General features: G+C 57.9%; 13 protein-coding genes. 6 read left to right on the plus strand and 7 right to left on the minus strand.

What is annotated here, in order from left to right:
- Positions 1-51 precede the first annotated feature (51 nt).
- From HB393_RS01635 to HB393_RS01645, 3 genes are all read left to right on the plus strand, one after another.
- On the plus strand, positions 52-471 hold the full coding sequence (locus HB393_RS01635; protein ID WP_213803394.1) for a hypothetical protein: 420 nt from the start codon (positions 52-54) through the stop codon (positions 469-471).
- Positions 472-1,031: 560 nt separating this feature from the next.
- A complete protein-coding gene (locus tag HB393_RS01640) occupies positions 1,032-1,409 on the plus strand; it encodes a hypothetical protein (RefSeq protein ID WP_213803395.1) in 378 nt (125 codons plus the stop codon).
- Between the two features lie 60 nt (positions 1,410-1,469).
- Positions 1,470-3,380 carry an ABC transporter ATP-binding protein gene (locus tag HB393_RS01645; RefSeq protein ID WP_213803396.1) on the plus strand — a complete coding sequence of 637 codons (1,911 nt, stop codon included), beginning with the start codon at positions 1,470-1,472 and terminating at the stop codon, positions 3,378-3,380.
- Between the two features lie 59 nt (positions 3,381-3,439).
- Here the strand turns inward: HB393_RS01645 and HB393_RS01650 are convergent, their stop codons facing one another.
- Complete coding sequence (locus HB393_RS01650) at positions 3,440-4,102, minus strand: response regulator transcription factor (RefSeq protein WP_213803397.1); 663 nt, start codon at positions 4,100-4,102, stop codon at positions 3,440-3,442.
- Positions 4,102-5,463 carry a PAS domain-containing sensor histidine kinase gene (locus HB393_RS01655; protein WP_213803398.1) on the minus strand — a complete coding sequence of 454 codons (1,362 nt, stop codon included), beginning with the start codon at positions 5,461-5,463 and terminating at the stop codon, positions 4,102-4,104. The genes HB393_RS01650 and HB393_RS01655 overlap by 1 nt, the downstream gene beginning before the upstream one ends.
- 285 nt (positions 5,464-5,748) lie before the next feature.
- Here HB393_RS01655 and HB393_RS01660 point away from each other — a divergent pair, with 285 nt between their 5' ends.
- From HB393_RS01660 to HB393_RS01670, 3 genes are all read left to right on the plus strand, one after another.
- Positions 5,749-6,657 carry a bestrophin family ion channel gene (locus HB393_RS01660; RefSeq protein ID WP_213803399.1) on the plus strand — a complete coding sequence of 303 codons (909 nt, stop codon included), beginning with the start codon at positions 5,749-5,751 and terminating at the stop codon, positions 6,655-6,657.
- Positions 6,658-6,688: 31 nt separating this feature from the next.
- On the plus strand, positions 6,689-7,567 hold the full coding sequence (locus tag HB393_RS01665) for a universal stress protein (RefSeq protein WP_213803400.1): 879 nt from the start codon (positions 6,689-6,691) through the stop codon (positions 7,565-7,567).
- 308 nt (positions 7,568-7,875) lie between these two features.
- Positions 7,876-10,275: a TonB-dependent receptor gene (locus tag HB393_RS01670; RefSeq protein WP_345944976.1), complete on the plus strand. Its 2,400-nt coding sequence runs from the start codon at positions 7,876-7,878 to the stop codon at positions 10,273-10,275.
- A 62-nt stretch (positions 10,276-10,337) separates the two neighbouring features.
- Here the strand turns inward: HB393_RS01670 and HB393_RS01675 are convergent, their stop codons facing one another.
- From HB393_RS01675 to HB393_RS01695, 5 genes are all read right to left on the minus strand, one after another.
- The gene (locus tag HB393_RS01675) at positions 10,338-11,753 is read right to left on the minus strand and encodes a cytochrome P450 (protein ID WP_213803401.1); all 1,416 of its coding nucleotides are present in this window, start codon (positions 11,751-11,753) and stop codon (positions 10,338-10,340) included.
- Positions 11,750-12,451, minus strand: a complete 702-nt coding sequence (gene tmk, locus HB393_RS01680; protein ID WP_213803402.1) for a dTMP kinase — start codon at positions 12,449-12,451, stop codon at positions 11,750-11,752. Before tmk ends, HB393_RS01675 begins: the two co-directional genes overlap by 4 nt.
- Positions 12,452-12,460: 9 nt before the next feature.
- Complete coding sequence (locus tag HB393_RS01685; protein ID WP_213803403.1) at positions 12,461-12,871, minus strand: hypothetical protein; 411 nt, start codon at positions 12,869-12,871, stop codon at positions 12,461-12,463.
- A gap of 58 nt (positions 12,872-12,929) precedes the next feature.
- Positions 12,930-13,937, minus strand: coding sequence for a UDP-3-O-(3-hydroxymyristoyl)glucosamine N-acyltransferase (gene lpxD, locus HB393_RS01690; protein ID WP_213803404.1), 1,008 nt, complete (start codon positions 13,935-13,937; stop codon positions 12,930-12,932).
- 73 nt (positions 13,938-14,010) lie between these two features.
- Positions 14,011-14,574, minus strand: a complete 564-nt coding sequence (locus tag HB393_RS01695) for a hypothetical protein (RefSeq protein WP_213803405.1) — start codon at positions 14,572-14,574, stop codon at positions 14,011-14,013.
- Between the last annotated feature and the right edge of the window lie 63 nt (positions 14,575-14,637).

Genomic DNA, 14,637 nt, shown 5'->3' on the forward strand with positions numbered 1-14,637 from the left:
CGAAAAATCTGATTCAGCCCGCCGCTCAGCCGGCGGAGAATGGGAGGCACAATGAGAGAGCAGACTTTCAAGATGGTTCGGGTTGTGACGACAGGGACGGCACTGGGGCTGGTGCTTTGCGTGGGTGGAAGAGAGCAGGCATGGTCCCAGATTGGGTCCGGGGTGCAGCAACCACAGTTTCCAGGACAGCCCGGCCAAAGCGGGCGGAACAAGGGTGGAATGCAACCCCCAGGCATGGGGACAGACACTGATGACATGACCGTCAAGCTTCAGGAGCAGCAATCCAAGACGCGGAACAGTGAGCGGCAAAAACGACTTGAGGTAGATACACAGAAGCTGCTGGCGCTGGCGACGGAGCTCAAGGAGCAGGTGGACAAGACGGATAAGAATATTCTGTCGGTGGACGTTATTAAGAAAGCCGACGAGATCGAGCGGCTGGCCAAGAGTGTAAAGGAACGCATGAAGGGTTAAGTTGGCAAGGATTCATCGTTCAGGAGCCGGACTGGGTAGTCGGCGCCTTGCTGCTCGCACACAATTCCCACTGCGCAGCCCTTGGCTGGTGGTTCGCTAACGGCTCCAGAAGTGGGTCTTCTTCACCTGGGCCTGGGGTTTCTGCTGCTGCACTTGTCTCTGCGGAGTCCCGTACGATCCGTGATGCGGAGCCGCCAGGGGAATTGCCCGGAAGGAGCTTTTCCGCGACTTCTCGGCACCAAAGGCTGAACTACTTAGGAGACAAATGCCAACCGTGGAACAGACCATCAATTGTTGAAGTCTCATTGTTTACCTCATTGGACGACAGCGGAAGAGTACCACTTAAATTAATGTGCATCTATACCGCTCAAGGGGCATCCCTGCAATTTCTTTTGAATTTGACGCTGGGATGGTGCGAGCGCGATGTCCGAGGTGTTGCCGGGACCCTGAAGATGCTGCAAAATCGCTACAATAGCCGTAGAGAAACATCCACTTAGCGAGCTCCGATCCTTCATCGGGGCCGTTCCATCGTAAGCAAAGCCCCTGGAGGCACCTGCATCATGGCAAAATCGACCATCGTCTTCGGCGTTTTACTCATTCTTATCGGCGTCGCAGGCTTCGTCTCGACCGGAAGCACCCATCCCACCTCGCTCATTCCTGCCGGTGCTGGAGTGATCTTCATTCTCTTTGGTGTTCTAGCGAACAGTGAGAACCCTAAGAAGCGCATGCTCTGGATGCATATTGCTGTTACTGTTGCGCTTCTACTCTTCCTCGGGACCATTCCTGCCGATATTGACGCGTTCCGTCTGAGCCGTGGAGTTGAGTTTCCTCACCCCATCGCCGTGCTCGAGAAGTCAGGCATGTCGCTGCTCTGCCTGCTCTTTGTCGCCATGTGCGTCCGCTCCTTCATTGCGGCGCGCCGTCTTCGTACTGCCTAAGGGACAGGGGACGGGTTCCCGTCTCCCTGTTGTTCCGCACGAGCGTACACTTCGAGTAATATGTCCTCTTCGTATGGCCCATCCAGCTTCGGCGGTGGCATGAAGGCCGTGGACCGACCCTCCCGCGGCACCGGTCGTGCCACTACCGCAGATCTCACCGCTTCGCGACCTAAGCCTCAGCTCAAAAAAGTGCTGCCCGAGGTATGGAAGCTCGTCAAACCACGGCGTTTCCTGCTCGGCGGCAGCTTCCTGTTGATGATTCTCAACCGCGCCAGCGGACTGGTTCTCCCCGCGTCGACCAAATATCTCATCGACAACGTCATGGGCAGGCACGAACTTAGCCTGCTGCCGGTTATTGTCGGGGTCGTCGTTGGGGCTACGGCACTGCAGGGCATTACCTCCTTCACGCTGACACAAATGCTCTCAAAAGAGGGCCAACGGCTGATTGCCGAGCTTCGCATGAAGGTGCAGGCCCACATCGGACGGCTGCCGGTCGCGTTCTATGACGAGAATCGCACCGGCACCCTCGTCGCCCGCATCATGACCGACGTCGAAGGTGTTCGGAACCTTATGGGGACTGGGGTGATCGATTTCTTCGGCGGAGTGCTGACCGCCCTCTTTGCCTTCGGCTACCTTATCAAGCTTAGCGTCCAGATGACGGTCGTCACCTTTGTGATTCTGTTGCTCTTCGGCATCATTCTTCAGAGAGCGTTCGCCACGATCCGGCCTATCTTCCGCGAACGCGCCAAGATCAACGCCGAGGTCACCGGGCGGCTCACTGAGTCTCTGGGCGGCGTTCGAGTCGTCAAGGGCTATCACGCGGAAGAGAGCGAGGCACGCACCTTCGCTAGAGGGGTCGACCGTCTCCTGCAGAACGTCATCTCCTCCCTTACGGCCCAATCCTTGATGGCCCTCGCCTCCACCGCGGTCCTGGGCATCGTTGGAGCGCTGGTGATGTATCTGGGAGCGCATCAGGTCGTCGGTGGAGCTCTCACGACCGGCGGCTACGTTACGTATGTGATGTTTCTTGCCTTTATGATCGCCCCGATTGTGCAACTCGTCTCGATCGGCACACAACTTACGGAGGCCGTTGCGGGCCTCGATCGAACCACCGAGATCTTATCCGAGCACGAAGAGGACTCCGAGCCCACCCGTGTCACGGCTCTTACTTCCATCCATGGCGATGTTGTCTTCCGCGACGTGACCTTCTCCTATGAGCCGGGGAAGCCAGTCCTCCACGGTCTGTCCTTCGAGTCGCGGCCCGGGACTGTCACGGCGCTCGTCGGGTCTTCCGGCTCTGGAAAGTCCACAATGATCTCTCTCATCTGCGGCTTTCATACCGTGACGGGCGGGCATATTCTTATCGACGGTGTGGATCTATCCACTATCCGCCTCTCCAGTTACCGGCAGCAACTCGGCGTGGTCCTGCAGGAGACCTTCCTCTTCGATGGCACGATCCGCGAGAACATTCTCTTCTCCCGGCCTGGCGCCACCGAAGAACAGATCATGGAGGCCTGCCGCATCGCCCGCGTCGACGAGTTTGCTGAGCGCTTTCCCGAGGCTTACGACACCATTGTTGGTGAGCGCGGCGTTAAACTCTCTGGCGGTCAGCGACAGCGCATCTCTATCGCGCGCGCCATCCTGGCCGATCCTCGCATCCTTATTCTCGACGAGGCGACGAGCTCGCTAGATTCTGAGTCCGAGGCCATGATCCAGAATGGTCTGAACTTCCTGATGCAGGGCCGTACCACCTTCGTCATCGCCCACCGGCTTTCGACCATCCGCCGCGCCGATCAGATCCTGGTCGTCGAGCAGGGCAGCATCGTCGAGCGAGGCACGCATGAGTCCCTCTACCAACTCCAAGGCCGCTATTACGACCTCTATACGCGTCAGCATGGTCTCGAGACCAACCTCTTCCTGGCTCCTGGCGAAGGCGATACGGTAGAGGACGAGCCTGTGATCAAGCTTTAGTCAGACCAACGAATGTTGCGACCTCGCGAAGATGTCGTCCCGATATTCGGGGCGATGGGCTAGAGCTGGCCACGGTATTTTTCGATGGCGAGCAAGACGAGTTGGCTACGGGTGCGCACGCCGAGCTTGTTGAAGAGAAGCTGCAGGGAGGACTTGACCGCGCTCTCAGAGATGCGGAGACGAACGGCAATCTCCTTGTTCGCGAGACCCTGCAGAAGGAACCGCAGGATGGCCTGCTCGCGTTCCGTGAAGCGAGGGATAGCTTCTTCCGCTGGACGCGAGGCGGTAACGAGGTTTTGTAGATACTTCTGATCGATGAGGACTCGACCGAGGGCGACCTGATGAATGCTGGCCTGAAGGTCTTCCGGCGAGTCCTGCTTGTGAAAGATGCCACTGATCCCGAGGCGAATAAGTTCGAGAGCATCCGCGTCCGGCAGGCCCGCCGTGACGATAAGGATGCGGCCTGGGAAGCCTTGTGACTTCAACTCTGCGACGAAGGAGACAGCGTTTTGGGTTCCGAGGTCGTAGTCGAGGATCAGAACATCGATGTTGCTGGCGGCGGTGAGCAGTTTGGACGCTTCCGTTGCTGAGCCGGTGTGGAAGATGATGTCGAAGCCGGGATCACTTGCGAGCAGGCGAATGAGGCCTTCCCGGAAGAGGTGGTGGTCATCTACGACACAGAGGCGGATAGGGCCAGTCCTGGACTCTAAAGTATTCGGCATCAGGATTGGTTTACCACCATTGCGCTGGAGAAGGGAATTACGATCTCAAAGCAGCAACCGGTGGTAACGGGAAGGTAGTGAAGTTCTCCTCCAAAGCTACGGATAATGGCGCGTGAGACGTAGAGTCCAAGTCCCGCGCCTTCGGAGCCGGGGTGGAAGGGCTGAAAGAGGAGTTCGGTATTGGGAACGCCGACGCCGGAGTCGCGCACCTGGATGACGCTTTGCCGGTCGCGTTCCGAAACTTCGATCGTTAGCTCCCTTTGAGGAGCGTCTTCGACTGCTCGCAGAGCATTCTGGGCAAGATTCAGCAGCACCTGGAGCAGATCGCTGCGGTCCGCGGCGATTGAGGTAAGGTCGGGATGAATCTGCCAGTGGATGACTCCGCCGATGTCCTCCCAATCCTGGCTGATGATAACGTGCAACTCGTCGAAGAGAGCTGCGACGGAGACCTGGGCGATGGTCTTGCGGGCGTGAGTCCGCAGATCGAAGGACGCAAGTTTACTAAGGCCCGCGACAAGGCTCTTGAGAGCCTGGAAGTCGGCGTCGCCGACCATCGGAGAGCGGCGTTCGAGGTTCGAGGTCACGACGGCGATGGCGGAGCAGAGGTTGCGGATCTCGTGCGAGACAGCTCCCGCGAGGACGCGATTGTAGTTGACCATCTGCTCAAAATGGCTGCGTTCACGGTCGCGAACCTCCTCCGAGTAGTCGACTACGATGGCGGCGAGATTCCGCTGCTCGCGAGCTCCGTATATAGAAAACCAGGTGGCCGCTGGGAAGACAGAGCCGTCAGAGCGGCGTGCCCAGGTCGTGGCAGAGGTCCGGATATGTTCGATCTCTGGATTGAGAGCGAGGGCGTCAGACAGGAGTGGAAGATAGTTGCGGACCGGATGGCTGATCAGGGAGCCCTCCTCCACGCCAAACATGGTGCATGCGGCGTGATTGGCCGCGATGATCTCACCGGACGAGCCCACGGTAAGGATCGCAGCCGGACTGCTTTCGGCTAACAGACGCAACTGCTGCTCCGCCTTCTGGCGAAGCTTTTGCTCCATGCGAATGCGGGCGTAATGCTGCAACATCAGCCGCTGGCTGAAGTTGATCTGATACACCAGCAGGCCGCAGCCGGTGTAGGCGATGGTCGCCATGCAGAAGCGCAGAGTATGTTCGAGGGCCGTCTCATTAGGGGTGAAGAGGCCGCGAACCAAGGCGCAGCTAATTGCGGCCACGAGAACCTGCCAACGCTTGAGCACCATGGCCGCGACGATGACGGGGAAGATGTAGAAGATTCCAAGTGAAAAATCGAAGTTGAAGTACCACTCCAGAAAGGCAAGGAGAAGGACGAGCGCAACGGCTAGCTCCATCATCAAGGTTCGGTTGGTGATGAAGGATCGTGCTCGAGATGTGAGCCTGGGGACAGGTTGTTTCTGGTTTAGCGAGCGCAACGAATCTCCTCTCTTTCAATTAGACGACAAAAGATAGCTCAGCGAAGAAGCAATAGCCAAAAGATAGGCTCCCAGCCTATCGAGGGATGGCTCGGATTTGAGGCGATAGATGCAGGACAAGATAGGCGGCGAGTATCGCGGTTGGACTGTCTAATCGGGCATGAGGACGAGATCAATGCGTGAGATATCAGTTGTGGAGCAGCAGTCATGATGGTTCGCGACCAGCTCTCACTAAAGCGGCTATGGCCGCAGGCTTCGAAGAGGCTCCTATTACTGTTGGCCTTCGATTGCACGATTGCGGTGTTGTACTCCGTATATGACATGAAGTTTCTTGCGTTGAGCGGTCTTCCACTAGCTCCACTCGGCTCTGCCATCACTATCTTCTTGGCGTTTCGCACCAATGCCGCGTACGGGCGTTGGTGGGAGGCGCGGCAGTTGTGGGGCAGTCTGGTAAATACCTCGCGGGCGTTGGCGCGGCAGTTTCTGACGATGCTGGACCACGACTCCGATGATTTGGAGCACATTCCCTTGGGCCGCAGGCTGGTGCTGCACCAGATCGCCTTCGTCCATGCGCTGCGTTGTCATCTGCGGCGGCAGAATCCGTTTCCAGAGCTCTCCGGCGTATTAGGAGTGGAGGAGACCGACAGGCTTCGCGGCTACGGCAATGTGCCGGCGGCGATCAACCTGAAGATGGGCCGAATTCTAAAAGAGGCAAAGCAGCAGGGAATGCTGGATAGCTTTCGATGGATTTCGATCGATGAGAACCTGACGGCGCTCTCGAACATTCAGGGAGCCTGCGAGCGAATCAAGAACACGCCCTTGCCGCGACAGTTCGACTACCTGCCGAGACTACTGGTGAATGCCTTCTGTTGGCTGGTTCCGTTTGGGCTGGTAGGGGAGATGGGGCTCATGACACCAGTAGCCTCCGTGTTGATCAGCTTCACCTTCATCGCCGCCGATGTTGTGAGCCGGGAGATCGAAGATCCGTTTGAGAACACGATTCACGATACGCCAATGACCTCGTTGTCGCGGACGATAGAGATGAACCTACGAGAGCAGATGGAGTTGCCGCATACGTTACGGGATGTTCAACCAGTGGATGGATTTGTTTACTAATACGTTCCATGTTCTACCAAGGAGCATTGCAATGAATATGAGATCGCCTCACTTGATCTTTGCTACGAGCTTTTCCGATGCATGTCATGCAGCGATTCCTGCTGCAGCCAGAATTGTGGATGCACTCGGAGCGAAGCTGACGATTCTGCATGTGTATAACCCGCAGGAGAAGACCTTCCGTGAAGCGGACGGGATGCTGCACTCGTTCTTTGCTGAAGCGGATAACTATCCACAGTGCGACCGTCGAATGACGAGTGGCCCAGTCTTCGACGGTATAACTGACTTCTGCAAACATCATCGGGATGCGTTGCTCTTTCTACCTGCTTCGGACCGGATCGGCATGCCTCGCCCGTTTCATCGATCGTTGAGGATGAGGATTATTCGGGCGCTACCTTCGTCGGTCTGGACGCTGAACGAGCGCCAACGCTTGGGATCTTCCTCTGGCTCGATGAAGCATGTCGCGGCGTGGCTGACCTCTCCGGAGGAGGGTTTGGAGCATGTACAGCAGGCCGCCGCGCATGCCGAGGCCATGGATGCAACCCTGCATCTCCTGCATGTAGTGCCCGACGTAAATGAAGGCATGCTTGGCAGCACGATGCTCTCCGAGGCTCCCCTCGGTGTGGGATATGCAGAGGACTGGCTGAAGCGCATCGCTGGCAAGCTGCCGCAGGCTCGCGATGTGAAGATCCATGTGGCGCAAGGAAACCGAAAGCGCCAGCTAAGCAAACTGTTGCGACACAGCCAGGCAGAGCTAATGATGGTCAGCCGCGAAAGTGCCTTGCAATATGACTTCTTCCGTGCTGAGCTCAATCGCACACTGGAGGACTGCTCGACCGCGCTGATCTGCGTAGCGCAGGAGACGAGTTCGCTATGGCCGAGTGCTGCAATTGGAAGTCTTCAGCCTGCTTAGGTGAAGGAGTGCGGAAGTACTGGGTCTGGCCTTATTGGCCAGGCCCTCTTTCTTTAATGGTTGCTCTGACTTGAAATGTTTAGCGAATTTTCATATTGCTGCCACATGATTGGCGAATCACGCAGATACAAGTGTGAAGAGACCTACAACTCTCATGCGTTCTCCTTCGGAGCCGTCTCCAAGTCGAACCACTGGCAAATAACCAGGGTGACTCGGGAAGCTTCGGCGGACAGAGTGTGGGTCGGATGTTTGGCTTCCGGTCAGCCGTCTTGGCTGGAGGTCTCATTTGCGTCATTTAAGGAGGAACAGTGAGACAAAATTTATTTGCAACTGTAATCGCTTTGGCCAGTCTTGGACTAGGCAGTGCAAACGCTCAACAGACACAACAACAGACAGCGGAGAACTCGCAGCCCGCGATGGGAGCGGACCAGACGACGGGTTCGCAACCCGCACCGCGCATCACCGCGACCGATAGCGTTACGGTAACGGCTCCCGGCGAGACACGCAGCGAGCAGTCGCTCGACTCGAAGGCGTTGCTGGAGACGGCTCCCGGTACCAGCCCGATCGCAGTGCTGGCGCATCTACCCAGCGTAAGTGTTACCTCGGCTGATCCATATGGCGCGTATGAATGGGCGTTGCGCATCTCGGTGCGCGGGTTCAATCAGAACCAGTTAGGGTTCACGCTGGATGATGTACCGCTCGGAGATATGTCCTACGGCAACCTGAACGGTCTGCATATCAGCCGCGCAATCATCAACGAGAATATTGGCCGGATCACGATGTCGCAGGGAACGGGATCGCTGGAGACAGCCTCGACGAGCAACCTGGGCGGCGCGATTCAGTTCTTCTCCTCGGAGGCTTCAGATAAGCAGTCGTTCTCGGCTCAGCAGTCCTTCGGAAGCTTCAAGGGATCGCGCAGCTTCGCTCGTTTCGAGAGCGGACTGTTGCCGACCCATACAAAGTTCTATCTCGCCGGGGTATATCAGACGGCGGATAAGTGGAAGAGCGTCGGAGAGATCGGCCAGCGGTACTTCCAGTTGAATGGAAAGCTGACCCAGTACGTCGGGAGCAAGGGCGTATTCAACGCCTTTGTCGACTACTCCAACCGGCAAGAGGTGGACTACCAGGACTTGAATAAGGTCTGGGTACAGAAGCTCGGCTACAACTGGGATAACTACGGGGACTGGGGTAAGGCGATCCAGGCAGCGAATGCCTGCAACGGCAATGGCGCTTATCCTTCGCCGGTGAATAGGTTGGCCTCGAATGAAGATCCCTGCGACGCAGGCTACTATGGTGGCGCTGGCTTGAGGAAGGACTTCCTGGCCTACGTAAGCTACAAGGCGGCTCTGACGAGTCACCTGACCTGGAAGACGACAGCATACGGACATAACAACGATGGCCGCGGACTTTGGTTTACTCCCTACAACCCCACCATCGATGTAAACGGCACCGTTACCTCGCCCATTGGGTTACGCACCACGGAATATGGAATCAGCCGTGGCGGTTTCTTGACCTCTCTTTCGTTTGAGACCAGTCGCAATACGCTGGAAGGCGGAGTCTGGTTTGAGAAGGAGAGCTTCGATATCGCCCGTCGCTTCTATGCAACGAGCATCGCAACTCCTGCGCACTCCCTCTACGACTTTCCGAAGAATCCGTTTGCGACACAGTGGGACTACAACTTCCCAACGACTGTTTATCAAATTCACCTTCAGGATCTCTACAAGATCACGCCAGCAGTCAGTGTTTCGGCTGGATTCAAAACGACCGAGACGAATGCGACCGGCAACTTGACGGCTTCCGACACCGGAATCTTGCTGAAGCCGACGGCTCCAAAACCCCCAGTCTCGAACTATGCGCAGGGCAGTCTCGAGTCAGGAAAAGCGTTTCTTCCGCAGATTGGCGTGAACTGGAAGCTGAATACGAACAATGAGATCTTTGCCGACGTGGCTGAGAACGTCCGTGCCTACCAAATGGGTGGCAATGGGATCGCCACCTCACCTTGGGGAACGACCCAGGCTGGGTTCGACGCGTTGAAGAAGACGCTTAAGCCGGAGAGCTCCTGGAGTGAAGAGGTAGGCTATCGCTACACGGACCATCGGCTGATGGCGCAGGCGAATTACTTCCATGTGAACTTCAGCGATCGGTTGCTGGCCATTCAGCAGGGACCGGCGATCGCCGGCGGCGCTTCGCTCCTGTCAAACGTCGGTGGCGTTACGACGAACGGTGTGGACGCGGCTGCTTCGGTACGAATCAACTCCAGTTGGCTGTTGTACAACGCTGTTACGTTCAACCAGTCGACTTACGACTCGGATCTTGTCACTGCGTCTCAGGTGTATCCCACCGCCGGCAAGATCGCGGTCGATACGCCGAAGTTCCTGTACAAGAACGAACTGACCTACACGAAGAAGGAGTTCAGCGCGCATATCAGCTCGGACTACATGTCGAAGCGCTACTTTACTTACACGAACGACAATAGCGTCGATGGGCGGTTCTTAGCCGACTTCGGAACGAGCTACACCCGTCAGGAACTTGGTCCGCTGAGTGAGTTGAAGCTGCAATTCAACATCTACAACCTGGCCGGCGCACAGTACTACTCGAGCATCGGCACCAACGGCTTTATCGCGAGTGATCCCACGTCGGTGGGCAATAACACTCTCCAGGTTGGATCGCCCAGGGCATTTACCGGGACCTTCTCGGTGAAGTTCTAACTGAACGATTGAATCAATAAGTCCCCTCGAAGCGGAAGATCAGCTTCGAGGGGTTTCTTTTTTTAACGCGATTCCAGCCGCATCATCACTGGGTACTTGGGGCGGAGGGTGATCTTGGGCTGCAGAATGATCGGGTAATCGGGGATGAAGTGCAGTCGCCAGCGCTGAGCACTGGTAGCGATAGAAAAGACACCCTCCATCCAGGCGAAGGACTCTCCGATGCACTGGCGGCTTCCTCCGCCGAAAGGAATGTAGGTGTACTTGGAGCGAACGGCCTTGGCCTCCGGGGTAAAGCGGTCGGGATCGAAGCGAAGCGGGTCAGGGAAGTACTCGGGGGTCCTTGAAAGAATGTACTGACTGAAGAAGACATGTGCACCGGCCGGAATCGTGTAAGGTCCAAGCTCAATGGCGCGTGTCGACATACGTCCCATGGCCCAGGCTGGAGGATAGAGACGCATGGATTCGGCGAAGGCCTGTTCCGTGTAGCGCAGGTTCGGGTAGTCGGCCAAGGTCGGCAGGCGTTGCTGATCTCCTACGCCTAGCACTGTGTCTAACTCGGCGTGAAGTCTGGCTTCTGCCTCAGGGTTTTGTGAGAGGAGATACCAGGTCCATGTAAGAGCGTTGGCGACGGTCTCATAGCCAGCAAGGAAGATCGTAAGGACCTCATCCCGGACCTGGGCATCCGACATATGCTCCGGCGGGCTGTTCTTCTCCGCTTCGACGTTCTCGTAGGTGCTCATGAGCAGCATCGAGAGCAGATCGCCTTTATCGGGCTCGCCGCGTGCGGTTGCTTCGCGATGCTCGCGGATCAACCGGTCGACAACGGCGTCCAGACGAGCTTTGGAGCGGCGAAACTTCATAATGCCTGGGATAGGGAGGGAGAGAAAAGATTCGATCTTAGGAAAGGCAACGATGAAGTTATAGAGTCCCATCACGGTATTAACCTCGTCGTTGATGGCGAGGATATCCGGTGTGACTTCGGTGTCGAAGAGGGTGCGGGCAACGATCCGGAGCGAGAGAGCCATGCTCTCGGCGGCAACGTCGATGATCTGGCCAGGCTTCCACTCGTCCCGATGGTGGGCGGCGATAGAGACGATCTGGTCCGCGTAGCCAGCGATGCGTTGACGATGGAATGCTGGTGCAGCGATCTTTCGCTGGCGCATGTGGATAGGATCATCCGAGGTGATGAGGCCCTCGCCCAGCAGGACCTTCATGCGGCGAACGGTCCGCTCCTTGACGAAGGCCGAACCCTGAGTAACCAGCACCTCGCGAATCAACTCAGGATCGTTGATGAAGACAATTGGGGTCCCCATGAAGCGATAGTGAGAGATGTTGCCGTAGGTCTTGACCAGGTGCTCGAACAATAAGATGGGATTGCCAAACTTCACCCAGCGTTTAAACCAATAAAACGCTAAGGAGCGGGGAAGGCCGGGAAGTTTCTTTTTGTGGAGATGGGACTGATCGTCATTCGTACTCATGCTTCCAGCATGGAGGTTGCCGGGGCAGACGGTGCGGGAGGAATTCTCTCGGCGACGATGCGATGGATATATCTCTGAATTTCTTCGATGCTGTCGTTGCCTTCGATAGATACGACCCGTTGCGGTTCGCGAGCGGCGATCTCCTGGTACTTGGCATAGATGCGACTGTAGAACTCGTCCGACTCGCGCTCGAACCGGTTTTCGTCTGTGCCCTGGGACTGGATGCTGCGGTGATTGCGGCGCCGAGCACGGTGCAGGCTGGCATCGAGCGGCGGCAGAAGCAGAAGTGTGAGGTCCGGCTGAAGGTCGTCGCAGACGGCCGCGTGCATGGCGAGGATGCGTTCGCTGCCCAGTTGGCGGCCTCCACCCTGGTAGGCCTCGGAGGAGTCCGTAAAGCGGTCGCAGAGAACGATGTGGCCCGCGGCCAACGCCGGGGCAATGATCTCGGCGATAGCTTGAGCCCTGTCGGCGAACATCAGGGTCAACTCCGCGATAGGAGAGATCGTGCCGAGCGCCGCTTCGGAGCGGGAGTCGAGCAGGACGCTGCGAAGGCGGTCTCCGAGAGCCGTGCCGCCGGGCTGCCGAAGGCTGACCACCGTGTGACCCTGCTCAGTGAGTGTAGCCGCGAGCCGGCGCAGTTGGGTCGTCTTGCCGGAGCCGTCCAGACCTTCGAAGGTGATGAAGTAACCGCGGGGCATGGGTGGAGTTTATCGCAGCGGCGGTAGAGAAGGTTGAACCGCAGGGGCTGGAGCATCGGAAGGAGGCGTGGCTTTGAGCATCGGAGAGGTCTGCCAACGAACCCCATCAGACGAGATGACCACCGCGAGCGGGCCTTCCGCGCCCTCGTTGAGGCCAGGCCCGCCAGAGGTATGGTCTTTGCGCGAGCTATCGGTGTAGCTCAGCTTCAGGAATCCCGATCCGAGGACCTTGAAGCGGTAGTGAAAATCTGCACCCGGCGCAAGGTTCTGGGTGCCGAAACTGGCAGAAGGATAAGCCACTTCGATCAAAGTGATCGGGGTGGCGGTGCGGTTGCTGACGGTGGCTTCGACGTAGGGGGAGTGGCAGCCGGTAGCTGCGAGCATAAGCCCGAGAGAGACGAGAATGCGGGTAAAGCGCATAGAGGTGAGGGTATCAGGTGCGGCAGAACCATCGCCTGCGTACCTTGTGGAAGGAATCCTATTTCCCAAAACGTTTGAGCTCGCGGAAGAGTTCCGGGATCCTCGGGAATCGCGCCATCGCTCGAAGCCACTCCGAGTTGTCGATCGCCGGAGTACCGCTGACCGTCTTGCCAGGAGCGACATTCCCGGCGACTCCAGACTGGGCGGTGACGATCGCTCCATCCCCGATGGTATTGTGGCCGGCACTGCCAGCCTGTCCGGCGAGGATGACATTCTTCCCCACGGTGGTTGAGCCGGCGAGGCCGACCTGGGCGCAGAGGAGGGAATCAGGACCGACTGTACTGCCGTGGCCGACCTGTACAAGGTTGTCGATCTTTCCGCCCGCCTGAATAAGGGTCTGGCCGATGGAGGCGCGGTCAATGGTGGAGTTGGCCTGGACCTCCACATCGTCTTCGAGGACCGTCGTGCCAGACTGCCTGATCTTGTACCAGGCCTTTCCCAGGGGCGCAGCGTGATCGCGGGCGAAGCCATAGCCGTCCGCTCCGATGATGGCCCCGTTCTGGAGCGTCACATGGCTGCCAAGACGGCAATGCTCACGGACGACCGCATGGGCGTGGGCGAAGAAGTGATCGCCGACCGTGGCGTAGGGGTAGAGGACGACGTGCGGCAGAATCACGGCGTTATCCCCGACCGTGACATGCTCGGAGAGCACCGCATAGGCCCCGATATGTGCGTTAGCGCCAACGCGTGCCGTTGGTTCGATGACAGCGGTCGGATGAATCCCGGGAGCGTATACAGGAGACTGGTAGAAGAGCTCAATGGCGCGGGCGAAGGCGAGGTACGGATTATCGAGGCGGAGCGTGGCGGACGGAATCTCCGGGAACGTGGGCTCAACCAACACAGCCGTAGCTTGAGTCGTACGGGCCAGGCCGCTGTACTTAGGGTTGGCAACAAAGGTGACGTCGCCAGGGCCGGCGATTTCAAGACCGGCAACTCCAGTGACCTCAACTGAGGGGTCTCCCTGGAGGGTGGCGCCCAGATGATGGGCGAGATCGGCGAGGGTCATAGAACAATTTTAGCGGACTTACGGGACCTTGAGTTTCGTGCCGACATCCGCTATTCGACGGCAGGCGAGAATGCTAGTTCGGGCGGGCGTTCGGCGGAAGCTCCGCGCTGAAGAGATCCTGCTGCTGGTCGTTAGTCATTGTTCCCGGATCGAGAGGCCCTGGCTTCTTCTTGGAGGGAGAGGTGATGACAGCCAGCAGGGTCAACTCAGCGATGGAGGTCCGCGGGACGAAGATGCGCTGGGTGTTGGAGCGTATATCGGGCGGGGTAAGGAACAGGCCCGCGTCGTTGACGAGATCGTCGAGCAGGGTATGGTCGGTCGGAGCAAGTCCTTCCAGGAGATCACCGGAGGTAAAACTGAGCCGGAGCCAAAGACCCTCAGAGCGGGGCCGCGCCAGGAAAGTACGGCGGGTCAGACGTTCCGGGTTAACGGTGTCGTTGAGGTTGAAGTCGCGGACATAGCTGATCAGCTTCAGATCGTTGAGCAGGATGGGCACCACCCGGCCAGAGAGGTCCAGCAGATCCAGGGCGCGGTTGCGGACGAAGCCCGAGACAGCCAGGTAACCGGGGAGGATGTCGGTCTGGCCACCTGGACGAAATCGGCGAAGGATGACCTTCTTATGGGAGGAAGACGGCATAAACGTTCAGGCGGATTGTCGCATGCTGCCGAGCCGAGCAACGGAAAAGGTGCAAACAGGGTA

Origin of the sequence: Granulicella sp. dw_53 (genome assembly GCF_018449545.1) — a bacterium.
GTDB lineage: Bacteria > Acidobacteriota > Terriglobia > Terriglobales > Acidobacteriaceae > Edaphobacter.